Annotated in this window: 19 protein-coding genes; 11 read left to right on the top strand and 8 right to left on the bottom strand. The window is 62.3% G+C overall.

What is annotated here, in order from left to right:
* Positions 1–46: 46 nt before the first annotated feature.
* Positions 47–895, bottom strand: a complete 849-nt coding sequence (locus MJ606_RS07150) for an alpha/beta hydrolase (RefSeq protein ID WP_243048799.1) — start codon at positions 893–895, stop codon at positions 47–49.
* Positions 896–1,075: 180 nt separating this feature from the next.
* Between MJ606_RS07150 and MJ606_RS07155 the strand changes: the two genes are divergently transcribed.
* Positions 1,076–1,972 (top strand): LysR substrate-binding domain-containing protein, encoded by an 897-nt coding sequence (locus tag MJ606_RS07155; protein ID WP_243048800.1) that lies wholly within the window; start codon positions 1,076–1,078, stop codon positions 1,970–1,972.
* A 5-nt stretch (positions 1,973–1,977) separates the two neighbouring features.
* Here the strand turns inward: MJ606_RS07155 and MJ606_RS07160 are convergent, their stop codons facing one another.
* A complete protein-coding gene (locus MJ606_RS07160) occupies positions 1,978–2,610 on the bottom strand; it encodes a TetR family transcriptional regulator (RefSeq protein ID WP_243048801.1) in 633 nt (210 codons plus the stop codon).
* A gap of 142 nt (positions 2,611–2,752) precedes the next feature.
* Here MJ606_RS07160 and MJ606_RS18285 point away from each other — a divergent pair, with 142 nt between their 5' ends.
* The 4 genes from MJ606_RS18285 (at position 2,753) to MJ606_RS07185 (ending at position 6,191) form a co-directional block, all read left to right on the top strand.
* Positions 2,753–3,496 (top strand): alcohol dehydrogenase catalytic domain-containing protein, encoded by a 744-nt coding sequence (locus tag MJ606_RS18285; protein WP_279236717.1) that lies wholly within the window; start codon positions 2,753–2,755, stop codon positions 3,494–3,496.
* A gap of 22 nt (positions 3,497–3,518) precedes the next feature.
* Positions 3,519–3,920, top strand: a complete 402-nt coding sequence (locus MJ606_RS07175; RefSeq protein WP_243048802.1) for a nuclear transport factor 2 family protein — start codon at positions 3,519–3,521, stop codon at positions 3,918–3,920.
* 16 nt (positions 3,921–3,936) lie between these two features.
* Positions 3,937–4,695: an SDR family NAD(P)-dependent oxidoreductase gene (locus tag MJ606_RS07180; RefSeq protein WP_243048803.1), complete on the top strand. Its 759-nt coding sequence runs from the start codon at positions 3,937–3,939 to the stop codon at positions 4,693–4,695.
* Between the two features lie 296 nt (positions 4,696–4,991).
* Entirely contained in the window at positions 4,992–6,191 is a 1,200-nt protein-coding gene (locus tag MJ606_RS07185) for an MFS transporter (protein ID WP_279236718.1), read from the top strand.
* On the opposite strand, the gene MJ606_RS07190 is transcribed toward MJ606_RS07185, so the two are convergent.
* Complete coding sequence (locus MJ606_RS07190; RefSeq protein WP_243048805.1) at positions 6,188–6,613, bottom strand: helix-turn-helix transcriptional regulator; 426 nt, start codon at positions 6,611–6,613, stop codon at positions 6,188–6,190. The two genes, MJ606_RS07185 and MJ606_RS07190, sit on opposite strands and share 4 nt — an antisense overlap.
* A 143-nt stretch (positions 6,614–6,756) precedes the next feature.
* Between MJ606_RS07190 and MJ606_RS07195 the strand changes: the two genes are divergently transcribed.
* From MJ606_RS07195 to MJ606_RS07205, 3 genes are all read left to right on the top strand, one after another.
* Complete coding sequence (locus tag MJ606_RS07195; protein WP_243048806.1) at positions 6,757–7,542, top strand: alpha/beta hydrolase; 786 nt, start codon at positions 6,757–6,759, stop codon at positions 7,540–7,542.
* A gap of 277 nt (positions 7,543–7,819) precedes the next feature.
* A complete protein-coding gene (locus MJ606_RS07200; protein WP_243048807.1) occupies positions 7,820–8,599 on the top strand; it encodes an EAL domain-containing protein in 780 nt (259 codons plus the stop codon).
* A 138-nt stretch (positions 8,600–8,737) separates the two neighbouring features.
* Positions 8,738–9,571: a hypothetical protein gene (locus MJ606_RS07205; RefSeq protein ID WP_243048808.1), complete on the top strand. Its 834-nt coding sequence runs from the start codon at positions 8,738–8,740 to the stop codon at positions 9,569–9,571.
* Positions 9,572–9,901: 330 nt separating this feature from the next.
* Here MJ606_RS07205 and MJ606_RS07210 read toward each other — a convergent pair whose 3' ends face one another.
* A complete protein-coding gene (locus tag MJ606_RS07210) occupies positions 9,902–10,666 on the bottom strand; it encodes a hypothetical protein (protein WP_243048809.1) in 765 nt (254 codons plus the stop codon).
* A gap of 281 nt (positions 10,667–10,947) precedes the next feature.
* Here MJ606_RS07210 and MJ606_RS07215 point away from each other — a divergent pair, with 281 nt between their 5' ends.
* Positions 10,948–12,129: a linear amide C-N hydrolase gene (locus MJ606_RS07215; RefSeq protein WP_243048810.1), complete on the top strand. Its 1,182-nt coding sequence runs from the start codon at positions 10,948–10,950 to the stop codon at positions 12,127–12,129.
* Positions 12,130–12,362: 233 nt separating this feature from the next.
* On the opposite strand, the gene MJ606_RS07220 is transcribed toward MJ606_RS07215, so the two are convergent.
* Both MJ606_RS07220 and MJ606_RS07225 read right to left on the bottom strand, forming a co-directional pair.
* Complete coding sequence (locus MJ606_RS07220; RefSeq protein WP_243048811.1) at positions 12,363–12,587, bottom strand: hypothetical protein; 225 nt, start codon at positions 12,585–12,587, stop codon at positions 12,363–12,365.
* A gap of 646 nt (positions 12,588–13,233) precedes the next feature.
* Positions 13,234–13,923: a response regulator transcription factor gene (locus MJ606_RS07225; protein WP_243048812.1), complete on the bottom strand. Its 690-nt coding sequence runs from the start codon at positions 13,921–13,923 to the stop codon at positions 13,234–13,236.
* 137 nt (positions 13,924–14,060) lie between these two features.
* On the opposite strand from MJ606_RS07225, the gene MJ606_RS18395 reads away from it, so the two are divergent.
* Positions 14,061–14,729, top strand: coding sequence for a response regulator transcription factor (locus MJ606_RS18395; protein WP_243048813.1), 669 nt, complete (start codon positions 14,061–14,063; stop codon positions 14,727–14,729).
* A gap of 36 nt (positions 14,730–14,765) precedes the next feature.
* Here the strand turns inward: MJ606_RS18395 and MJ606_RS07235 are convergent, their stop codons facing one another.
* Entirely contained in the window at positions 14,766–18,161 is a 3,396-nt protein-coding gene (locus MJ606_RS07235) for a hybrid sensor histidine kinase/response regulator (protein ID WP_243048814.1), read from the bottom strand.
* Positions 18,162–18,214: 53 nt separating this feature from the next.
* The gene (locus MJ606_RS07240; protein ID WP_243048815.1) at positions 18,215–20,902 is read right to left on the bottom strand and encodes an ATP-binding protein; all 2,688 of its coding nucleotides are present in this window, start codon (positions 20,900–20,902) and stop codon (positions 18,215–18,217) included.
* Positions 20,903–21,768: 866 nt separating this feature from the next.
* Between MJ606_RS07240 and bla the strand changes: the two genes are divergently transcribed.
* On the top strand, positions 21,769–22,653 hold the full coding sequence (gene bla, locus MJ606_RS07245) for a subclass B3 metallo-beta-lactamase (RefSeq protein ID WP_243048816.1): 885 nt from the start codon (positions 21,769–21,771) through the stop codon (positions 22,651–22,653).
* Positions 22,654–22,843: the final 190 nt, after the last annotated feature.

The raw sequence follows: 22,843 nt of genomic DNA on the forward strand, positions 1-22,843 counted from the left end.
CCAGGGTGACGCGGGCTGCCTTGTGAAAAAAAGGCGGATCTGTGCGTTACTGCCCAAGGAACGTGCTGACGTGCTGCACGAACAGCTCCGGATACTGGTACTGCGAGCCGTGGTTGGCGTCCGGATAGAGGATCAGCTGCGCGTTGGGAATGTGCTGCTGCAGGAGGTAGGAGTTGATGGTGTAGATGATCACGTCCGTTCCGCCGTTGATCACCAGGGTGGGCTGGTGCAGCTGCTTGAGGTAGTCATAAGGGTTCTCGCGCGGCGCGCCCCACTTGCCCAGCGCTTCGATCTGCGCCGGCGCCACCTTCTCGTTCACCTCCGGATCGCGGTCCTGCGTGCGCAGGCGGAAGCGCTGGAGGAAGGCGCGGCCGGCCGCCTGGCTGGCCGCGGAGTCGGTGAAGAACACCTTCAGCCACAGGTGATCGGGTTCGTCGTAGGTGGCGCCGAAGATCCGCTGCGCTTCGGGCGTGAGCGAGGCCATGCCCTCGCCGCTGCGCGGCCCGGTGCCGACCAGGACGAGCTTGCGCACCAGCCGCGGTTCGTCGATGGCCAACGTCTGCGCCACCAGGCCGCCGAGCGAGAAACCCAGCACATCGACCTGGGTCAAGCCCAGCGCCTTGATGAAGGCCGCCGCATTCGCCGCCATGCCCTCGATGGTGGTGGGCACCTCGCCGGAGGAACTGGCGATGCCGGCGTTGTTGAACAGGATCACCTCGCGGTCCTTGGCCAGGCCATCGGTGATGAGCGGATCCCAGTGATCCATGGTGCCGGTGAAGTGCATGTTGAGCACCAGCGGTACGCCGCCAGCCTTGCCGAAGCGGCGATAGGCGAAGCGGATGCCGTTGGCCTGGACGTACTGGGTCGGCGCGGTTTGGTGGGTATACGTGGTCATGAGGGTAACTCCGGGTGGATGCGAACCAGGATGGGGCCCTTCGCCTGGATAGTCCTGCAAGGCATCGGTCGCCAGGGCCATGTGTTGCTTCGGAGCGAAATCTAGGCTCACGTGGCGCGCTTGAAAAAGACTTTGTAAGCTGGATGGCATGCCTGCCAGGCATGCCCCACGGAGCCAGCCATGGAATTGCGCCATTTGCGGTATTTCGTCGCCGTCGCCGAGACCGGCAGCCTCACGGTGGCCGCCGAGCGCCGCCTGCATACCTCCCAGCCTTCACTCAGCCGGCAGATCAAGGACCTGGAGGACCAAGTTGGCGCCGATCTGCTGGTGCGCAGTGCACGCGGCGTCACGCTCACCGAAGCGGGCAAGGTGTTTTTCGATCACGCGCGACTGGCACTGAGCCAGGTGGATGCGGCGGTGGCCGCGGCCCGCAAGGCGGCACAACCGGGCAAGCAGCGCTTTGCGATGGGTTTTCTTACCGGGCAGGAAATGTCATGGCTGCCAGAAGCCATGCATATTCTTCGCGCCGAGTTGCCCAACATCGACGTCACCGTGTCGAGCGACTATTCGCCGGATCTGGCCGATGCCGTGGCACGTGGGCAATTGGACCTGGCGTTCCTGCGCGCCGAGCCGGACTACGACCTGACCTACCAACCGGTGATGCAAGAACCCCTGGTCGTACTGATGCCGAGCGACCATCGCCTGGCATCGCACCAGACGATTCGTCCGCAGGACCTGGTCGGCGAACCGTTCATCGGCATGGGCAACAAGGCCACGGTGTTGCGCGCGGTGATCGACGCCTACCTGGAGCAGGCCGGCGTAGCGATCACGCCCGGGCAAGTGGTGGACAACCCGGCCATGGTGATGTCGCTGGTGGCGTCCACGCGAGGCGTTACCTTGATTCCCGCTTATGCGCAAAACCTCATGCCGTGGTCGGTGGTGAGCCGCCCGCTCGCCGGCCAGGTGCCGACCATCGATCTTGCGGTGGGTTACAGCAAGGCCAACCCCTCGCCCATCCTGAAGATGTTCTTGACGCACCTGGACGAACTTATGGCACGCGTCGCCGGCAAGGCGTAATCGCGCTATGCCTTGCCGATGGCGGCGAGCAGATCCTCGCGCCCGTCGCGAAGAATTTCATCGGCCAATGCGGCGTCGACGTCCACCACCGCGCGTGACAGGAGCAGCGACCCCACCATCTGGCTGAACAGCGCAATGGCTTTCTTGCGCTTGTCCGCCGCATCGGCACCTTCGACGATGTCGGCGAGCTGTTCGAAGTTATGCGCCAGTCCTCGGGCGTAGCTTTCGCGGGCATCCCTGCCCAGCCGGCGCACATCGCCCGCGAAAACCGTCAAGGGGCAGCCGGCTTCGATATCGGCGCGATGATCGGCCGATAGATACCACTCGATCTGGCGCGCCATCGGGTCCAGCGCCTTCTCACGGGATGCCGCAATGGCCGCGTCCCGCTCCTGCCCGCCCTGCTCCATCGCCTTTTCCAGCACGGCCGCGACCAGGGCGTCCTTGGACTTGAAGTGGTTGTAGAAGCCGCCCTGGGTAAACCCGGCGGCCTTGGTCAGCTCTGCCAGACCCACCGCCTCCACGCCCCGGGCACGGAACAGTTTTTCCGCAGCGGCGACAATAGCCTTTTTGTTTTCAATGGCTTGCTGCTTGGAAACACCCATGGCACGGCTCCCTTCATGGCGGCGCCCGGCGGGCACCGCATCATCACAATGTCGATCACCATTGACATTGCATCAGCGCAACGCCATGCTGATGCCGTCGATGGTGATCACCATCGTGTTTCCATTCTAGCGCAAGACCGGCCCAGGTCCAGCGCTAGCCGCCTGAGGACCCATGACTATGCGCACAGTTCGAATTCACTCGTGGGGCGGGCCGGAGGTGCTGCGCCTGGAAGAACGGCCACCGGAAGTCCCCGGCCCAGGCGAAGTGCGCCTGCGCATCCGCGCCATCGGCCTCAACCGCACCGAGGCCACCCTGCGCTCCGGCCGCCTGCCGGCCCGGCCGCCGCTGCCCTCCAAGATCGGGTTCGAGGCGGCGGGCGAGATCGATGCGCTGGGCACCGGCGTCACGGGCTTTGCGGTGGGCGAGCGCGTGGCGGTGATCCCGGCCTTCAACGCCGCGCGATACGCCTTGTATGGCGAGCAGTCATTGGCGCCCGCGCGCTCACTGGTGCGCATACCCGACTCGGTGCGCGACGAGGAAACCCTGCCAACCGCCGAATACGTCATCAACCGCCTGAACGACTACGACCTGTCGCACCTGCTGCTGATGGGTACCAATACCGATGTCACCGGCAGCCCCCTGGAGCACCTGGCGGGCGACGGCATGTTCGCGCATTTCCGCAAGCTCTATCAGGGCACGCTGATCGCCAATGTCGAGATGGACGCCAGGCGCGCCGAGCGGCTGATTGCCGATGACCTCGCGGACATGATCGCGTTTGGACGTCCATACATCGCCAACCCCGACCTGGTGGAGCGCCTGCAGTCCGGTGCGCCGCTGAACGACATCGACTGGCCCACCGTATACGCCTCCGGCCCTGCCGGTTACACCGATTACCCCGTGCTTGCACGCGCGGCGGCCTGACCCTTCCCCTCCGAGGTTTCCCATGTCCAAGACCACTCCCGAACAAAACAAGGCGCTCGTGCTCAAGGCTTTCGACACGCTGTTCAACCAGCGCGACTACGAAGCGGCGGCCCGGTTCTGGTCCGATCGCTACATCCAGCACAGCGCGCATATCGAGCCGGGTCGCGAAGGCCTGTTCAACCTGATTCGCAGCGCGCCGGCCAGCCTGCGCTACGAGCCCGGCCTGATCCTTGCCGAAGGCGACTACGTGATCGTGCACGGCCGCTTCTCGGGCAACGGCCGACCGGCGGCGTGGATTGCGGCCGACGTCGTGCGCATTGAAAACGGCGTACTGGCCGAGCACTGGGACGTACTGCAAGACGAAGCCACTCAAGCCGAATCCAAGAGTGGCCTGCCGATGTTCGGCACGCACTTTCCTTCCTGAATCCGGAGAACCTGTCATGAAGCTCACTGGCAACACTGTTTTCATCACTGGCGGCGGCTCGGGCATCGGTCGCGCCCTGGCCGAGGCACTGCACCAACGCGGCAACAAGATCATCATCGCCGGCCGCCGCCGCGCCCAGCTTGACGAGGTGGTGGCGGCCAACCCCGGGATCGATGCCGTGGAACTGGACGTGGCCAACCCGGCCAGCATCGAGGCCGTGGCCGCCGACCTGATCGCCAGGTATCCCACCCTCAATGTGCTGTTCAACAACGCGGGCGTGATGCTGATGGACAACGCCGCTGGCGTGATGGACGAAAAGACGCTGCAGACGCATATCGCCATCAACCTGCTGGGCCCCATTCGCCTCACCTCGGCCTTGATCGAACATCTCAAGCAGCAGAAGCAGGCCACCCTGCTGTACAACACCTCCACGCTGGCCTTCACGCCGCTGGCGCCGTTCGCGGTGTATTCCGCCACCAAGGCGGCGCTGCATTCATTCGTGATGTCGCAGCGATTCCTGCTGCGCGACACCTCGGTCAAGGTGCAGGAGATCGCGCCACCGTGGGTGGCCACCGGCCTGGTGGGCGACGCGAATGACCCGCGTGCGATGCGCCTTGACCATTTTGTCGAAGGCACGCTCGCCGCGCTGGAGACCGATGCGGAAGAAGTACTGGTGGACGAAGCGCTGGTCTACCGCAACAACCCGGGCCCCAAGGAACACGCCTTCGTCACCGAGCTCAACACCTTCATGACCAAGGAGCTGGCTGCCGCATGACGCCATGCATGCACCCTGCCCGCGCGAAATCGCCGGCAGGGTGCCCAAGGGTTGACGTGGCGCCACCCGCCTGCGCGTTGGCATGTAGCACGCGCACCAGCATGGCGATGCCTGTCAGGCATGGTGGCTTGCCTACAAAGTCTTTTCGTTGATCGCCAGGCCGGCGTAGCTTGCGCACCCGCAACATGGCCTTGCACCGGATGCGCCACCCGGCGTCGCCGGGCATCCCTTCCTTCAATCCACTACGCAGGTCATCCCCTATGGACGGCTCGACGTCTCCGGCTGCTTCGGCGGCCATGCATCGCGGATCACTTTACCTCCTTGCCCTGGGTACCTTCGCGGTAGGCACGGAGGGTTTCATGATCGCCGGCATCCTGCCCAGGATCGCCAGCGACCTGGCGGTCACCGCGACGGCGGTCGGCCAGCTGGTCACCGTGTTCGCCTTTGCCTATGCGCTCAGCTCGCCCATCCTCACGGCGCTGAGCGGCCACATGAAGCGCAGCACCGTGCTGGTGGGCGCCATGGGCATGTTCGTGGCCGCCAACCTTTTCGCGGCCATCGCGCCGGGATACCCCTGGCTGATGGCGGCACGCGTGCTGCTGGCCTTTTCCGCCGGCCTGTATGTACCGGGTGCCAACGCCCTGGCCGGCGCGCTGGTACCACCCAATCGCCGGGGTTTTGCCATCGCCATCATCAACGCGGGGCTCACGGTGGCGATTGCCCTGGGCGTGCCCCTGGGGACGCTGGTTGCCACCGTGTTGAGTTGGCGCATGACTTTCGTCGGCGTGGCGGTGCTCTCGGCCATCGCGCTAACCGGCCTATGGATCGGCTTGCCCAAGGACATCGGTGCGCACCTGCCGGTAGCGAGCCTGCGCGAGCGCTTCAACGTCGCGCGTCGTCCCGCGGTGCTGGCTACCTTGCTGGTCACCACGCTATGGGCGACGGGTGCCTACACCATGTACACGTACCTGGCGATCTTTCTGCGCGAAGTCACCGGCATCCACGGCGCACAGGTGGGCTACATCCTGTTCACCTGGGGCGTATCGGCTGGCGTGGGCGTGCTGTACGGCGGCAAGCTGGTGGATCGCCTTGGCGCACGCGTCGTGATCTTGCCGTGCCTGCTGCTGGGCGGGCTTTCGTTTGTAGTGCTGTCGGCCACCGCGCACTTCGTACCGACGGCCTATGCCCTGGCGCCGGTCGTGCTTGCCGTGGTGGTGTGGGGCCTCACTCACTGGGGCTTCTACCCTGGCCAGCAGGCGCGCCTCATGGGTATCGCCGGCCTGCATCTGGCCCCGATCGCGCTGTCGCTCAATGCGTCCTTCATGTACCTGGGTTTCTCGCTCGGCGCCGGCATGGGCTCGCTGATCATGCTGTACAGCCACGCCGCCAATCTCGGCTGGGGTGCCGCGGCATTCGAGCTGGCCGCCCTGGCCCTGATGACATGGCTCAGCAGGGCTGAAGCAGGCGCCCCGGCCGAGTCCAGCGGCAACGCCTAGGCCGCTTGCGTGCAGTGCGCGCGCCGATAAGCGCCTGGGCTGACACCGACCCTGCGGGTGAAGATACGCGTGAAATGGCTTTGGTCGCCGAAGCCCGCGGCCAGCGCAACCTCCACCAGGGACAGGCTTCCGTCGCTCAACAAGTCGTCCGCATACTCGATGCGGCGTGAAAGCAGCCACTGGTGCGGAGTGATTCCAAGGCTCTTCTTGAATGCGCGGACGAAAGCACTGGGCGACAGGCGACAGGCGGCTGATACCTGCTGCAGCGAAATACCTCCGGCGAGATGTTCGCGCATAAGCTCCTTGGCGATGCGCTGCTGCCATGGCGCCAGGCCGCAACGCCTGATCCTGGTTACGCTGGACACACCGCCGTAAGTCAACGCCAGATGGCCGCGCAAGGCGAGCAGCAGATAGTCGACCACCGGCCCATTGGCATGCCCGGCATCGCCGAAGTACGGGGCAAGCGACTGGGTAACCCTGCGCGCAGGTGAAGCGAATGATCCCGGCTACCAGAAAACACCCGGTAGCTCGAAACATCCACCACTTCATGCAACAGGACATTTACATGAAACATGTACTCATGGCCCTCGGAGTCACGATCCTTGGCGCAGCATCCTTGCTTTCCCCCCTGGCCACCTCGGCATCGGAAACCCAAAGCAACGATCTTCACGACAAGACCGTCGTACTGGTCCATGGTGCCTTTGCCGATGGCTCCAGTTGGTCGAAAGTCATCCCCTTGCTCGAAGCCCGAGGGCTTCATGTCGTCGCGGTACAAAACCCTCTCTCGTCGCTTGAAGACGATGCGGCGGCGACCAAACATGCCATTGAGCAGGCGCCCGGTCAGGTCGTATTGGTCGGCCACTCGTGGGGCGGCGTGGTCATCACGCAGGCAGGCAACGACAAGAAGGTATCGGCACTGGTCTATGTCGCAGCCTTTGCCCCTGCTTCAGGACAATCGATCAGCGATATGCTTCAGGGCCTTCCCGCCCCCGCATGGGCATCGCAGCTTCAGAAGGACTCCGGCAACTTCCTGACGCTTCCCGCGGCGCTCGTCCACTCCGATTTTGCGCAGGACGTGACGCCCCAGGAGGCCGACCTGATTGCCGTCACGCAAGGCCCGTGGGCTGCACGCTGCCAGACCGACAAGGTTTCAGAGGCTGCGTGGAAGACCCGTCCATCCTGGTTTGTCGTCACCGAGAAGGACCACATGATCGCACCTGCACTTCAGGAAAAAATGGCAACCGCCATCGGCGCGCATGTCGTGCGCACCAACGCCAGCCACGTCGCCATGGTCAGCCAGCCACGCGTAGTGGCGGATGCGATCATTCAGGCCGCCGAACAGGCGCGCTGATCGCTCCAGGAACCGGCAGCCGTGCAATGCGGCTGCCGTGCCCCTTCCGCAACACCTTGATGCATCAGCCGGCCAGGCAAAAGGCAATACGCATTTAGGCCGCGTCCTATGTCCTGAAATCAGCGATTAAAAGACACTGTCGTCATGCCAACCACAGTGTTGTCAATGACTGACGATCACCGGCGGGCACTGCCACCCAACACCATGGACAAGGAAACCTGATAGCCCATCACCCGTAGGTTGCGAGACGTATCGGCGGGTGCGCCGGAGGACCAGCATGCATACGTACCCGCCCCACCTGTCGAAGCCGCTTTCCGCCATCCTGGGCCAAGGCCACTTCGAAGCCTACTTTCAACCCAAATTCACGCGGGACTATCGGCTGGCAGGCGTTGAGACGCTTGCGCGGTGGCATCGCAAGGATGGTCGCCTGTTGACTCCCGGTGAATTCCTTCCGGCATGTATCGATCTAGGGCAGACCATGGCGCTGACCCAGGCCATGGCATTTCAGGCCATTCACACGGCAGCCTGCTGGCAAGCCCGGCAAGGAGCGCCGCTGAGCGTGGCCATCAATCTTCCGCCGCACTGTGTCAATGCCATTGTCCTGGACTATCTGCGACAGACGTTGCGGCAACACGGTGTCAGCCATCAGCAGATCATCATAGAGATCCTGGAGGATGCGCTGGAGCAGCCCACGGACACGTTTCTCGCGGCGCTGGAAGCATTTCGCCAGGAAGGTTTCCGCATTTCCATCGATGACTTCGGCACGGGCACGGCGGGCTTGCGTCGCCTGGTCGACTTTGAGGCGCACGAGGTCAAGATCGCCAGCTACTTCGTCAAGGGCGTGGGCAAGGATGCACGAAAGGCAACTCTTATCCAAAACATCATCGCGATGGCTGAGCAACTCGGCATGGACACGGTCCTGGAAGGGCTTGAGGAGCGCAGTGATCTTGCATGGACTTCCCATATCAAGTCGCCGCGCGTGCACCTTCAAGGTTTCATCCTGGCGCGCCCGATGTCATCACACGATTTGCTGCTCGGTAGCCAGCAAGCGGCGTGAAAAGAAGAGGCCTACCGAAACGATCGCCACCCTCAAGAAGCCTGTTTTCGCCCGCAACGCCGAGGCAGTTAAAGCACCACAAGCCCCCAATCATTGCCGTACACTTGAAACCACATCGTCGTTTCGTACGACCAAGCCATGGCTGCCGACTCGTTCCCGTTACGCTGGAACGATGGCCTACCGGGGGTAACAATGCCGCTCTTCGACTATCCCGTCGCGGTATTCATCACCACGATACTTGTGCTTCTCATCGCGCACGAAGCGGGCTATCGGGCACGGCCAGGCATCCAGGGGCGCGACGCCGTATGGATGGACCAGATCCGCGAAATCCGCAATTTCATCGGGCTTCTTCTCAGCCTGCTCATCGGCTTCGCGATGTCGATGGCCTTGACCATCTACAATCAACGAGAGCAGCTCATCGTCGAGGAAGCCGGTGCGATTCAGTCGGCCTACTTGAGTTCCACGCTGCAGGACGATGCCGTCCGGCTTCAGTCGGCATCGCTGTTCGACCAATACCTGAAAACGCGCATCGCGGCTCTTGACGAAGATACGCCCCTGGCCGATCGAACAGAGTCAATCAGCCAGTCCATGCGCATCCAGCGCCTGATGTGGAAGGGCCTCATGCAGCAGGCACCCCTTCATCCATCGCCCATTGTCGCCGGCTATGCCGAGGCGCTGAAGCAGATGTTCGGCCACGAAGCGGCCCAGAATGCGCTCTCCCACAACAGGGTACCCCTCGACATCTGGATACTCCTGAGCCTGTTATCGATCATGATTTCCATCGTTTCAGGTTACGGCGAACAACGTCGCATGCTGATTTCCGGGCTGATACCGGCCCTGATGATCGCCACGGCGTTGTGCCTGATGGCCGATCTTAGCTCCCCGGTATCCGGCTTCATCCACGTGCGCCCGGAAAGCCTAAGAGCCATGCAAGCCAACCTGGAGCTCATTCGTACGAGACAAGGCGCATAACATTCGAGCCTGGCAAGAAGTCACGCTCGCTCGGTCAAGACACCGGAATCTGGGATGCTCAGCCATATGATTCAGGCCGAGAAAAAGAAAGGCCGCATAGCGCAGTGGTCACCCTGATCTTCAACTCGATCCGCCCCTGCGCCGCAGCTCAGGTAAATACCGCCGCGGCAAACATATCGAAGATGGCGATTTCCAGTTGCCAATGCGACGAGGCAACCCAATTCGTGCCATCCGCAGTCCATATCGGCCCAGAGATGTGGGCGATGGCTGCGGCTAAAGCCGCCAGGGACCGGGCGGCCAGAAAAACGTCAAGCGACCCATAATTTCACGTCAGAACTTGAACAGTCCGCCCAAGATGGGGCCATGGAAGCTGGGATTGGCGATGAAACCGCCATTTGAATACTTGACCTTCTCAGCTCTGTATCCAGCCATCACCGAAAAACGCGGATTGAACTTGTAGCCCGCCGCTGCCATCAGGTCCCATGTGTAGTCGGAGCCGCCAGCCCCAGCGAGCACCCATCCGCTCACGAAAAATTCCGGAGTGAACGCGTGCTGCGCCTTGGCGCCAGCTATCGCATCCACCCAAGTCTTGGAGCCGTGGAAGCCAAGCAACTCCTGTGCGCCGAGGAAAACGTCGGCGGACGTGCTTACCGACCAGAGCCGGGCACCGGCCATAAGATCGATATTCGATGCGTCGCTCCAATACACCGAATAGCCAACGGCCGGCGTCCATTGCCAGACTTTTGCGCCGGCGTTTGCGCTCAAGCCGGGCTGCACCGTCACTTTGTCCGAGAACTTGACGTAATCCAGATCGGAAAACAGAACAACCCTGCCATTGCGTGCCTCAACGACACCCATGCCGGCAAAGTCGATGACATCCCAGATTCTCGAAAATCCAGCCTTCACGTGAAGCTTGAGGCCCGGCCCTGCTCCGACGTCACTGGATACGGATGGCGCCCAGAAGTATGGGGCAATCGTCCATTCCCATTTATTTGCCTCGGCGGTCGCCGTCAAGGACTCATTGAGATGGGTACTGGCTTCTTCCGCGGCGGCAGTGCCACAAACCATAAGAAGGGAGAGGCATGCGGCCACCATCGTGCATACCGCCCTCATTCGCTTGGGGAGAAAACGCCGCTGGCATGTCATTGAGGCACTCCATGGAAACCCGTGATGGTCAGCATGAATCCTCCATCCAGCGCGGCAGTGAAAATATAGGACGTGTCCGAAAGCAGACTTAGCCGATGAGGCGCATAGTCAACGCCCCCTTGCTGAAATCCGCGCACCAAGCCACCTCGACGCGCGCGAAGACGGTTCGCACTGGGTGACCCAAGCCGCTCGTCAGATCGAGCTTACCTACCAGGGAAGGACCTCAGAACATGCTTAAAACAACGTCCCGTATCATCACAAGGCATGCCTTGGCGGCTGCGGTGCTTGCATTGCTGACGACTTTCGGCGGCATGGAAACAGCAAAGGCATGCACGTCGCTGGTCTACCGTGACACGGCCGGTGGCACCTATGCCGGTCGAACGCTGGAATTACCGATGGAGCTGCCCTACCTCGTGTCTTATCTTCCGCCTGGCATGGAGATAGCGTCCCACGTGGCCGGACGTGATCCGCTTCGATTTCGAACGAAGTTCGGCATTCTCGCCATCACGGTTCCCAATGGCTCAGTGAAAGACCTGAAGATCGTCGAGGGCGTCAACGAGAAGGGCCTCACCTTCAGCTTGCTGGCCTTCGCTGGTGCGGCAGGCCCCGCCGACAATGCCGCCAAGACCAAGGCCGCGCTCGCGGCGATTGATCTTGGCGCCTGGACCCTGGGTCAGTTCGAGACCGCTGCGGATGTAAAGTCCTCCCTGACCAAGCAAACCGTCGTTCTGTCCGCCCTGCGGGCATTGGGCGGTGCAAGAACGCCATTTCATTTCGTGGTGCACGACCGCACTGGCGCGTCGATCGTCATCGAGTTCGCCGACGGCAAGCAGACCATTTACGACAATCCGCTTGGCGTGATGACCAACGGCCCCGAGTTCTCGTGGCACCTGACCAACATGGACAATTATTCATTCCTGACGAATGTCGACAAGTCGACCGGAAAATTCGGTAGCCTCTCGGTGCGACAGCCGGACTCCGGCATTGCCACCGCAGGCCTGCCCTCATCCAATACTTCCGTCGGCCGATTTGTTCGCGCCGCCTACTATGCCGAGTACGCGGAGAAAGTGGCGCCGCCAGCCGCCATGAGCACCCTCGCCCACATCATGAACAACTTCGATCGCCCCAAGAACATCACCATCGATGCGCGTGGCTCCGGCGGTCTTGAGGTCGAGGGCGCGTCGCCACAGTCAGCCGCCAACTACACGACCGAATATACGTCGTGGACATCGCTGACTGATCTCAACAGTCGGCTACTTCTCATTCGCACCTACGACGGTACCAACTACGTCAAGTTTGACTTGACGCGACTGGCGGCACTTAAGGAGGTGAGGTTGATACCGCTGGCGGACGTCGGACAGCTTTCCGTTCTTGATGCAACCGATCAACTCATCGCCGCCCAGGTCCCCTGAGGCAATCCACTCCGGCTCCTACCTGCGGACGTCACCCGCGTCGCCCACGGCGCCCCTGGTTCAATTGGCGCCGCGGGCGACCAAGTTGAAGATAGCCAATATCTGCTGCGAGGGCGGTCACATGTCTGCGCCGACCGATGCGGCGTATCCATGGGCATCCATCAACCCAGGCATCAACCGTCGAGGAAGCAGCCCGTGCCTTGACCGCCGGGCATGCCTTCAATGACCTCAATCTACCCTTGGACAAGCATCAGCAGCAGCGTGATCAACGACCCAGTGCCGAGCCCGGCAAGGCAAGTGGTGAACGTCCTGGTCCGCGAGCTGATGATCACGCAGCCGATGATGACCGCTCCGGCCACGATGGGTCCAATCAGCAGGACGGAATAGACATAGTCGACATCCTTGTACCGATTACTCTGGTAGATCAGCAATCGACCAAGAAAGATCAGCAGTGGCACAACGCCAAGATAAGCGAGGAACGCTCCAACCCATCCGAGAGAAGGCGCGGGAGTGAGTGTCGATCTTGGCATGACGATAGGTCGACCTTGCAAACAAGCGTTGCCGCCGTGGCCCACCGTGGACGCAGCTGACTAGCGAAGCATAGGAATCGCCGCACAGCACACATATCGGACGCGACGCATTTGTGACGACAAGATGGCCTCGTCCTGCGTGCAAAAAACGCTGCATCACCATCGCCAATCCGTCGAACAAGATTCAGATGGATGACGTCTCCGTCGCTTTCCCTTCGGCCTGATGAGACATCCTCCATTTCAGGCGGAGTTCCTGGCGACGCCGAGGAGAGGAGAAGATGTAGTGATTGAGCGCATCGAGGAATCTGCTTTGTTGCTCCTTGTTCAGTGCGCTGAAGTCAAGAAGCATCTTGCTGACCCTGTTACCAATCGACCTTTCCATATCCCTGCACTTCCCTAAATTCACCGTGTGGTCAGACGCCAACCACAATCTGCACGTGAGCGTAAGGACAAGCAGGGCGAAACATCATAGGACAAGGCTGATGGAATGCGGCGCGGCATATCGCATCACGCTAAATGTGATGCAGTGCACATCGCCGGCAACAATGTTGGCATCAGGCCTATCCAGCCCACCTCATTCGTCTTCATCGGCGCTGGTCGCGTCCTTGCGAGAAGCTTGCGATGCCTGGATCAAGCCGTTCGTAATGGCGTACTGAAAAATATCCCGGTCGCCACGCAGACCAAGCTTCTTCATGGCGGACAACTTTTGCGTACTGATGGTCTTGGGGCTGCGACCAACGCGCTCACCGATCTCCGTCAGCGACAGCCCCTCGGCAAACATGCGCAGCACTTCACTCTCGCGCTTGCTCAAGTGGGCCGCGCCAGATTTTGCGTCTTCCACCTCGGCCTGATCCACCAATTGCCGCGCATGCGGAGAAAGGTAAGTGCGATTGGCGTAGGCGGCACGAATCGCCTCTTCAAGGCAATCGTAGTGATCGGCCTTGCTTACAATGGCCGATACGCCCACGTCCATTGCACCACGAAGCAACTGGGGGTTCTCGGCGCTGGTCAGCAGCGCCAAACGCACTTGCGGAAAGCGACGGCGCAGGAAGCGCAACAACGTGATGCCATCTCCATAGCGCCCCTGGGGCATCGAGAAGTCCGCAACCACAACGTCGACCACCTGGTGGCCAAGCAGTTCCACCAGCTGAGTGGAATCGCTGGCCAGCCCCATGATGGTGACGTCCGGCACCTTGGCAAGCACCTGTTCTGCGCCGGCCAACAAGGCGGGATGGTCATCGGCGATCGCTACTCGAATGCTCAAGGGAGCTGCTCCGCAGACTGCTGGCAAAGGAAGACACCAAGACGATGGTGCCATGCGCGACACGCTAGTATCTATAATACGTCCACGACAGCCATCGACCAGCAGCACGTCGTGACCAGCAGCCTTCGGGAGGGCTTGTGGAAAGTTCACATATCCGGGTCGCCATTGCCGATGACCATCCGGTAATTCGGCTCGGTATCGAAGGGGCGCTGGCCGACATACCCATGCTGCACCTGGTGGGTGCCTGCAGCAACTCGACCGACCTGATAGCGCTGCTGGACACGAAAGCTTGCGACGTCCTGGTCACCGACTATGCCATGCCCGGCGGCGAGCATGGCGATGGACTCGAGCTTATTACCTTTTTGCAGCATCGCTATCCGGCCATGGCGATTGTGGTGCTGACGGGTATCGATCGCCCCGCCGTCGTACAGGCCTTGTTATCTCAAGGCGTCGTGAACATCGTGAGCAAGGCTGACGATATGACGCACTTGGCCACGGCGGTGCATGCGGCCTATGTGCGGCGGCGCTACTTGTCCCCTGCCCTCGCCTCATGGGCCGCGCCGGCCAAGCGGACACGGGCGTTGCCCAGGCTGTCACCTCGCGAACGGGAAGTGCTATCGCTGTGCGTGCGAGGCGCCACCATCACGGAAATCGCCGAGCGCCTGCAACGCAGCAAGCAGACCGTCAGCACCCAGAAAATCAGCGGCATGGCCAAGCTTGGCATCGAAAAGGACGCCGACCTTTTCAGGCATGCGACGGAACTGGGGCTCATGGCTGACCCGGACGATACGGATACCACCGGCTAGCCGCTCGGCGCCGAACCGTAGCGCGGCAAGATCCGGTCACGGACCCAATTCGCGCTCGTAGCGGCCAAGCACCGCATCCAGCACCGACACGAGATGGCGCAGGTCGTCCTGAAGCTCGTCGACAGCGTGCTCCATCAGGAGGATTTCTAAGGTGGAACATTCCTCGGCCTCCTGGGTTTCCTTCAGCATCAACAGCACGCCCTTGAAAGCGTGCACCTTGTCGATGAGCACTTTCCGGTCGCCTTGCTCCATGGCCTGGATAAGAATCGCCAGGTCATGCCGCCCGTTTTCCACGAATACCCGCCTGACCTTTTCGGAAAACAAGCGGCGCTCCGGCGCGGCGGCCTGCTCATTCCCCCTTGGCGTTGACGCGGGTGGCGGAGCGACCTTGACCGTATCGTGGGCGTAGCGACCAAGTACTTCGTCCAGACGCTCCAGCGTCAGCGGCTTGAGCAGCAGGTCATCGATGCCTGCTTCGTTGCATCGCACTTTTTCACTAGCCAGCGCCGTGGCCGTGATAGCAAGAATGGGCAACGCCACTCCGCGCTCGCGCAAGGCCATGGCCAGCTCGTAACCATTCATCGCCGGCATGTTGATGTCGGTGAGCACCGCCGCATAGGTATCCGGCCGCCACTTGCGCAGGGCCACGGCGCCATCTTCGGCGGCATCCACGCGAAAGCCCAGTGCTTCCAACTGTTGCTGGATCAACTCGCGATTGACCGGATTGTCCTCCACCAACAGCACCGCTCCCCTGCTGCCGGGCGTGACCTGCGGCGGCAGTTCCGCCAACGCAGGGGCCAGCGGCATCTCCTGGATCGCCGCCAGCAGCGCCTTGCTGGCATAGCAGGACACCACCATCTGGCCCTCCCGCATCACCGGGATCAGCGGCCCGTTGCCTTGCGCGCGGATGACTCGCTCATGCAGCGCAAGCAATCGGCCCTCGTCTTCCAGCGGCCAGGATCGCGCCTCACCGATGATCAGCAGCAGGCGGCGCTTCGCCTCGCCCTGCAGGTCGGCAGGCTGGGAAATGACGGTGACCGATGCGCCCCATGTTTTCAGCAGAGCACCGATCTCGGAACGCCATTCCGCTGCCGCCGACAGCAGGGTGATTTGCCATCCGGCGAGCGGCCTGGTGCGCGGATGCTCGCCCTCGGCAGGCGTCACCGGGATATCCAGGGTAAAGACGCTGCCCACGCCCTGGGTGCTCTGGGCATGGATCTGTCCACCCAAAAGCTGCGCCAGTTGACGGCACAGAGCCAGGCCAAGCCCGCTGCCGCCATAGCGGCGGGAAATGCTGGCATCGGCCTGCGAAAAGGGTTCGAACAACTGGCTAAGCTGCGTTTCACTCATGCCGATGCCCGAGTCCACGACCTGGAAGCGCAGTTGCAAGGCATGCTCGGCACTCGCCTCACCCGCAGCCACGGACAACACGATACGCCCCGAATCGGTGAACTTCACCGCGTTGCTCAACAGGTTGTGGATGATCTGGCGGATGCGGTGAACGTCCGAGACGTAGCTCTCTTCCAGCGCCGGATCGATCGCGTAATAGAGCTGAACCCCCTTGCGCTGCGTTTCCGGGGCATAGAGCAACGCGGCCTGTTCCACCAGGGGCCGCAGCATGAACGGCACCAGATCGATATCGAGCTGGCCTGCCTCGATCTTGGAGAAATCCAGGACGTCGCTGATGGTCGCCAGCAAGGCATCGGCCGACAAACGGATACGATCCAGACGTTCGCGCTGGGGCAGATCCAGCTTCGATCGCGACAGCAGCTCCAGATGGCCCAGCACGCCGTTGAGTGGCGTACGAATCTCGTGGCTCATGGTGGCCACGAAGGCTGTCTTGGCCCGACTGGCGGATTCGGCGGCAAGACGCGCGCGCTCCGAATCCTGTCGCGCGCGCCGCAGCTTCTCCTCCAGCTCGGCCTGTATCGTCACGTCGCGCAATACGCAGACCCAGGCGGGATGTTTTCGATAGGCGGCAAGCGCCATGGACACCTGCAGGCTTCGCGGGCGCTTGCCTTCGCCCTTTTCCACCCACTGGAACTCCTGCTGTGTCTTCGGCCATTTTGCCTTGGCGTGCACGGCCAGCTGCGCATACAGCTCAGCCATGGCCGCGGCGCCACCATCGCCGGCCATGTCCCGCGCCACCTCGTTTTCCAGTATCGGCGTGCCGGTGTCCGGATCGAGCAGGCACAGCCCCGCCGGGGATGTTTCGATGATGATCCGGCTCAATTCCTCGCTTTCATACACGCGCGAGGCATCGGCAAGGGCGGGCTCGAAGACACGGCGGTCCAGCCGCCACAACACCACCCACAGCAGGGCCAGGGTGATCAGCGTGATGCCCGCGCTGATGGCCAGCCGGCCACCGGTCTGGGCCAGCAAGTCACGCCAGCCATAGCGATAGACCAGGTTCCAGTCCACCTGTGGAAGTGGCGCTATCAACAGGTAACTTCCCCCCTCGCGAAAGCGCACTGACGCACCGGCGTCCGCCGGTAGACGCAGATGGGCCAGCAGGGCTTCCGGGGCCACCGGCCACGAACCACTCTCCGCCACGCGGTCACCCTTGGTGGTGACGATGGCGAATGCACCGGACGAGGTGGCGGCAAGGCGCGCCTTGAGGTTGGCGATGGGCTCGAACGTTACCCGCCGGAAATAGGGCTTGCCGTCCACTGCCAGCAATGACGCGCCTACCAGCGACGGCTGCAGGTCCAGCGGATTGACGCCGTAGGCAAAGCGGGTCCAGCCGTCGCCGGCCGATCCTTGCATGGGGTGGGCGCCATCCCAGCGATCCGCCTGCGAACGAAGTAACGCAAACGCCTCGTCTCGAGTGCTCACCTTGAGCGCGCGAAGCAGCTCGCCCTCATCGCGCACGCCGGTAAACGCGAACAAGCTGCCCTTAGGTTCGTAGCCGTAGATCGTCACCGAGCCCTTGAATTCGCTGGACGTGATGATGGTGGCGGCATAGGCGGAATACTCCTGGACCATACCGAGATAAGCCGCCAGCTGGTCCGGTGCCAGGCTCGCCGTCTCACGTCCCAACACCAGCCAGGGCACGGAAACCTTGCCCTCGGCGCGGATCAGCAATTGCTCGCCCTGGGCCCGGAATGCCTGCGCCAACGGCGTGCCGTTCTGGATCAACATTGCTTGCCGCGTCGCCCAGAGCCTGTCGTTGCTTGCGCTGCTATTGGCGTAGAGACGATCGCGATAGGAAAGAAAGGCGTCGACCGTGGCCCGTTGATCCCTGAAGATCTCCGCCTGCTCCACGTGGAAATCGTTGATCTCCGAAAACGCGCTGAACAACGCCGCAAGCAGAACCAGCAACGTGATCAGGCCGCCGCCGCCAAACAGAAGCCTGCGTTGATGACGGCGCAAGGCCGCCAGCTGATCGGCCGGGGAAGCTGCGCGAGTCAACGGGGCGTCACGGTGATCCATGGGCTCTCCCTCCGTCAGTTTTTGACGGGCCATCGGGATGGCCCAGTAAGAATCTAGCCGATCGGCTGTTCGTTCATCATGCACCACGAGGCCTGCCTTGCCATGCACTGCTGCAAGGCCTGCAGCAGCGCCTCGCCGCTGTAGCAGGAGACCACGGTCGCATTGCCCATCCATACCGGGCTCAACGGGCCGTCGCCGCGCACCCGGATCAGCTGACGCACCAGTGGCCGCCACGCACCGTCGGGGTCCCAATCCTGCCCTGAGCGTTCGAAAGCGACGAGCACGGCCGCATGCTCGACATCCTGCGGTTCCAGCTCACTGGTATCGGCGGCCAACCGCACCTCGCATCCCCAGCCGGCAAGGCGCTGCCCAAGCTCATCGCGCCACTTGGTGGCGCTCGACACCACCACGGCCCGCAAGCCCAGCAGCGGCGCCTGTCGCGGCGAGGCTTCCAGCCGCGTCACCGGCACCTCGAACGAAAACGCGCTGCCCACGCCCATGGTGCTGGACACCTCGATGCTGCCGCCCATCAATTCGCACAAACGGCGGCACAGGTACAGGCCAAGCCCGGTGCCGCCGAAACGACGACTGACCGTGCCGTCCGCCTGCACGAAAGGCTCAAACAGCCGCTGCCGCTGCTCCTCCAGCAGGCCAACCCCTGAATCGACCACCTCGAAACGCAGTGCTTCGCCGGCATCCAGGCGCTCGGGCGCCACGCGAACGGCGATGCGGCCCGAGGGGGTGAACTTGAGCGCGTTGCTGACCAGGTTGCGCAGCACCTGCTCGATCCGCGTCATATCCCCCTCGTAGCACGGGCCCACCGACGCATCGAGTCGGAAATCGAGATCGAGTCCCCGCGCCTGCGCCAGCGGCGCAAACAGCAGTGCCACACGCTCGACCAGCGCACGCGGCTCGAACGGCACGCGTTCGATATCCAGTTGGCCCGATTCGATCTTGGAGAAATCCAGGATGTCGTTGATGATCGACAGCAGCGAATCGGCCGACTGCTTCACATGCCGTAGCCGCTCGCGCTGCCCATCGTCCAGGCGAGAGAGCCCAAGCAACTCCAGATGCCCGATGATGCCCTGGAACGGCGTGCGAATCTCATGGCTCATCGCGGCCACGAAGGTCGACTTGGCGCGAGCAACCGCCTCCGCTTCCTGGCGCGCACGCTGCTGCTGGCGCTCCAGTTCGGCACGGGCGGTGCGGTCGCGCATGGCGCAGAGGAACACCGGCCGGTTCTGGTAGATCGCGCGTGCCATGACCACGCTCAGCTCGCGCTCCACGCCTTCCTCCGCGCCTGGGATGACCAGTTCGAACTCCCGTGCCTGGGGCAAGCCCGGCGGCATGCTGAGCGCCGTGGCGAAATCGTCCAGCAGATAGCGGTGGAGACAACCGCCCTCGCGCTCGACGTCGGCGGCGTAGCGGCCCGCCAGGTCATTTTCCAGCACCACGCTGCCATCATCCGCATCGATCAGGCATAGCCCTACCGGCGCCATTTCAACCAGCGTCCGGCTGACTTCTTCGCTCTGGTAGACACGGCTCGCCTTGGCGATGGCCGGCGCGAAGACGTGCCGGTCCATGCGTACCAGCAGCGACCACAAACCGATCAGCGTCATGGCCGCAATCAGGCTATCCCACACCATGCCCCGCCAGATCTCGCGAAGAATGTCCCGCCAGGTGTAGGTGAGCACCAGCAGCCAGTCGGTGCCGCCGACCGTCTGCGTAATGAAGAAGCGCCCCCGCAGCCAATGATCGCCGAGCCCGCTGCGCCGTGACGTGCGTGCGCCCGCCGTCGCCAGGGCCGTGATGTCCATCGTGCTATCGGTAATGGGCTGGGTGCTGAGGATGAGCTGGCCATCCCGCGAGATCAGCATGAAGGTGTCGTCGCTTGCCTCGCGCAAGATCCGCACCAGACGCTCGGTCGAATCGAAGGTCACGAATGTGCCAAACAGCTTGCCGTCGTCATAACCCTCGAACGCCGACACGATAGCCGGCTCGCCGGTATCGGGGCGCTGGCCATGAAACGTCCTGATATCGGAAGCACCCCTGTCGCCCGTGACCGACTTGTCGCCCATCGCCTTGAGCTTGGCGAACAGCCCGGCGCGATCGTTTGCGCCCACGCCCTGCCGCAGCGACTGCTCATCGAAGCCGCGGCTGAGCACGAAAAACTGACCACTGGGATCATAGAAATAGGAGGCATCGCCCAAGCCCGGCTCCCCTTCCCTGCTGGACACGGGGGCGATGGCCGACAACGAATCGGTCAGGTCCAGGTAGTACTCCAGCCTGGATTCGGTCCAGCGATCCGTATGCAACCCCAGAGCCAACTGCGGCGTGCTGTTGCCGTCGGCACTGATCAGGGCGCGCTCCTGCTGGGTCAGGAAGCGCATCCGCTGGGCACGGGATGCCTCGCGATCACCCTCACGCCGATGGCGCCAGGTGTATTCCGTCATATTGAGCGAACGCTCGTAATCGGCAGCGCGATGGGCCAGCAGCGCATCGAGCGCCAGCCGGCCACTATCGAACTCATCGACGCTGCCGGCCTGGAAATCCTGCACACGCAAAGCCGCCACCGCCAACAGCGCGCCAAGGATCACCGCGCTCAGCAGACCGCCGCCGCCAAACAGCAGCCGGCGCTGGTGGCGACGCAGCGCCGCCAGATCGCGATCGCCAATAAGCTCGCCGCCCCGGGAGGCATGGGCACAGACAAGGTGATGCAGCTTGTGCAATAGGTTAAACATGACAGACCCAATGGGCTTCAGCCGGCCTTGCACGTCGCATAAAAGCGCACGCCAGCCCCACCGCATCGATGTGCTGCCGCGGTGACTGCGCTATGGATGGACCATGACCTGTCGGTGTATTGAGCCGCCTGACTGTTGGCGAGCTCACCCCGTCATGGATCGTTGTCCGGTATGAAGCGGCAAGGCATATGAAAAGCAAGGCGCTCGCTTCCACGATCTCTGCCTTAGATGGCGTCCATTGCCGGCATTCCCTGATCTATGGCATCTGCCCAGGCCGTCCCTGTGGATGGATAGACCCGGACAAAGCCCGCGAGCGTAGGGCGAAGGCTAGGTCGAGGCCGTGCATCGAAATATCGGACACGGCCTATTTTCTGCTGTGCGCCTCAGGGTGAACCGAAACGACAACACGACGGGCGCCGTAGGCCAGATGCGACAAAGCCCACCGGCCGCGTGGGTGCCGATGGGCTCTACGTGAATCCACGGGTGCGGATTCCGGTCGGACTGAACACCGATTCCGGCCAGGATTGACCCATGCTGCCGGGAGAACCAGGGTTATCAGCAAACAGGTGTTGCCTGCATGCTGAAAATGTCCGCTCCCGATTGCAGGATCAACCGATCAATGCAACCAAGGCGCTTTTTTTTGTTACCGCATGGGACGCCGGGAGCGGAATCGAAATGCCGCGTGCAACTCTCGGTCCGCTGCACTCTTACGCAATTGCAACAATCTATAAATCTTGTCACCCACTGCGCCAACCGAAGATCCTTCCGTGCATGGACATTTTCTGCAGGAAATTGACATGCCATGCGCCGTTCACAGCCTTTTCGTCCCAGCATAGTGCACGTTGCTGCTTCGATCAGGAGTGTCCATGAAAGCATGGGTCGCCATTGCCCTCACCGCCTCGTTCACCGCGACTGTACACGCCGACCCGGCCGCCTGGACTCAAGCCCAAAAACCCTTTCGCATTTACGGCAATACTTATTACGTTGGCACTATGGGCTTGAGCGCCATCTTGATCAGCACTTCCGATGGTCTGGTGTTGATCGACGGCACCCTGCCCCAGAACGTGCCGCTGATCGAAACGAATATCCGCGCCCTGGGCTTTCGGGTGGAGGACATCAAGGTCATTCTCAACACGCACCCTCACGGCGATCATGCCGGGGGCATTGCCGCGCTGGCTGGTGACAGTGGCGCCAAGGTCATGGCCAGTGCCAAGGCAGCGTGGGCCTTGGAACATGGCGGCGATAATCCCAATGACCCTCAATACGGCATGAACGCGCCCTACCCCAAACTCACCAAGGTAACCGTGGTCCAAGATGGCGGCACGGTGACATTGGGATCGCAAACCCTATACATGCATGCGATGCCGGGCCATACCCCGGGTGGTACCGGCTGGACCTGGCGTTCCTGTGAGCAGGGTCGATGCCTGAACATGGTTTATGCCGACAGCATTTCCCTGTTGAGCAATAAAACCTACCGCTACACCGACCCGACTCAGCCCGAACGCCTGGCGGGATATCGCACGACCATCGCCACGTTGCGCCAATTGCCCTGCGATATCCTGATGGTGCCGCACCCCGATGCCATCGATTTTCTGGGCAAGCTTCCACAGCTGCAGCCTGACAAACCCAATCCCTGGCTGGACACCAACGCCTGCAGAGCTTATGCCGATCAAGCGCAAGCCAACCTTGAGCGGCGCGTGAAAGAAGAAGCCGCGAAACCTGTCGCGAACCACAAAGGTGCCAATGGATGATGGCCTGACCATCAAATGTCATTGCTCCACTCGCGCCGATGCCGTTTGCTGGGATGGCGTCACTTCGACGGGTTCAAGCCGAGGCGGACCTTGCCCGGGCACCCAAGCAGGGAGAACCATGCGTTCATCGCTATTGGAGCAGTGACGCACGCCCTGATGAGGAAGCAAGCATCCGAGCATGGGCTATCAA

Source organism: Dyella sp. RRB7 (assembly GCF_022761115.1).
In the GTDB taxonomy this organism is placed as follows: Bacteria; Pseudomonadota; Gammaproteobacteria; order Xanthomonadales; family Rhodanobacteraceae; genus Dyella.

What these genes read in the sequence shown, in the direction of transcription:
- bla (WP_243048816.1), top strand. Translation starts at nt 21,769, where the DNA reads ATGAAAGCATGGGTCGCCATTGCCCTCACCGCCTCGTTCACCGCGACT.
- MJ606_RS07240 (WP_243048815.1), bottom strand. Translation starts at nt 20,902, where the DNA reads ATGTTTAACCTATTGCACAAGCTGCATCACCTTGTCTGTGCCCATGCC.
- MJ606_RS07215 (WP_243048810.1), top strand. Translation starts at nt 10,948, where the DNA reads ATGCTTAAAACAACGTCCCGTATCATCACAAGGCATGCCTTGGCGGCT.
- MJ606_RS07150 (WP_243048799.1), bottom strand. Translation starts at nt 895, where the DNA reads ATGACCACGTATACCCACCAAACCGCGCCGACCCAGTACGTCCAGGCC.
- MJ606_RS18285 (WP_279236717.1), top strand. Translation starts at nt 2,753, where the DNA reads ATGCGCACAGTTCGAATTCACTCGTGGGGCGGGCCGGAGGTGCTGCGC.
- MJ606_RS07235 (WP_243048814.1), bottom strand. Translation starts at nt 18,161, where the DNA reads ATGGATCACCGTGACGCCCCGTTGACTCGCGCAGCTTCCCCGGCCGAT.
- MJ606_RS07180 (WP_243048803.1), top strand. Translation starts at nt 3,937, where the DNA reads ATGAAGCTCACTGGCAACACTGTTTTCATCACTGGCGGCGGCTCGGGC.
- MJ606_RS07210 (WP_243048809.1), bottom strand. Translation starts at nt 10,666, where the DNA reads ATGGTGGCCGCATGCCTCTCCCTTCTTATGGTTTGTGGCACTGCCGCC.
- MJ606_RS07200 (WP_243048807.1), top strand. Translation starts at nt 7,820, where the DNA reads ATGCATACGTACCCGCCCCACCTGTCGAAGCCGCTTTCCGCCATCCTG.
- MJ606_RS07185 (WP_279236718.1), top strand. Translation starts at nt 4,992, where the DNA reads ATGCATCGCGGATCACTTTACCTCCTTGCCCTGGGTACCTTCGCGGTA.
- MJ606_RS07175 (WP_243048802.1), top strand. Translation starts at nt 3,519, where the DNA reads ATGTCCAAGACCACTCCCGAACAAAACAAGGCGCTCGTGCTCAAGGCT.
- MJ606_RS07205 (WP_243048808.1), top strand. Translation starts at nt 8,738, where the DNA reads ATGGCTGCCGACTCGTTCCCGTTACGCTGGAACGATGGCCTACCGGGG.
- MJ606_RS07195 (WP_243048806.1), top strand. Translation starts at nt 6,757, where the DNA reads ATGAAACATGTACTCATGGCCCTCGGAGTCACGATCCTTGGCGCAGCA.
- MJ606_RS07155 (WP_243048800.1), top strand. Translation starts at nt 1,076, where the DNA reads ATGGAATTGCGCCATTTGCGGTATTTCGTCGCCGTCGCCGAGACCGGC.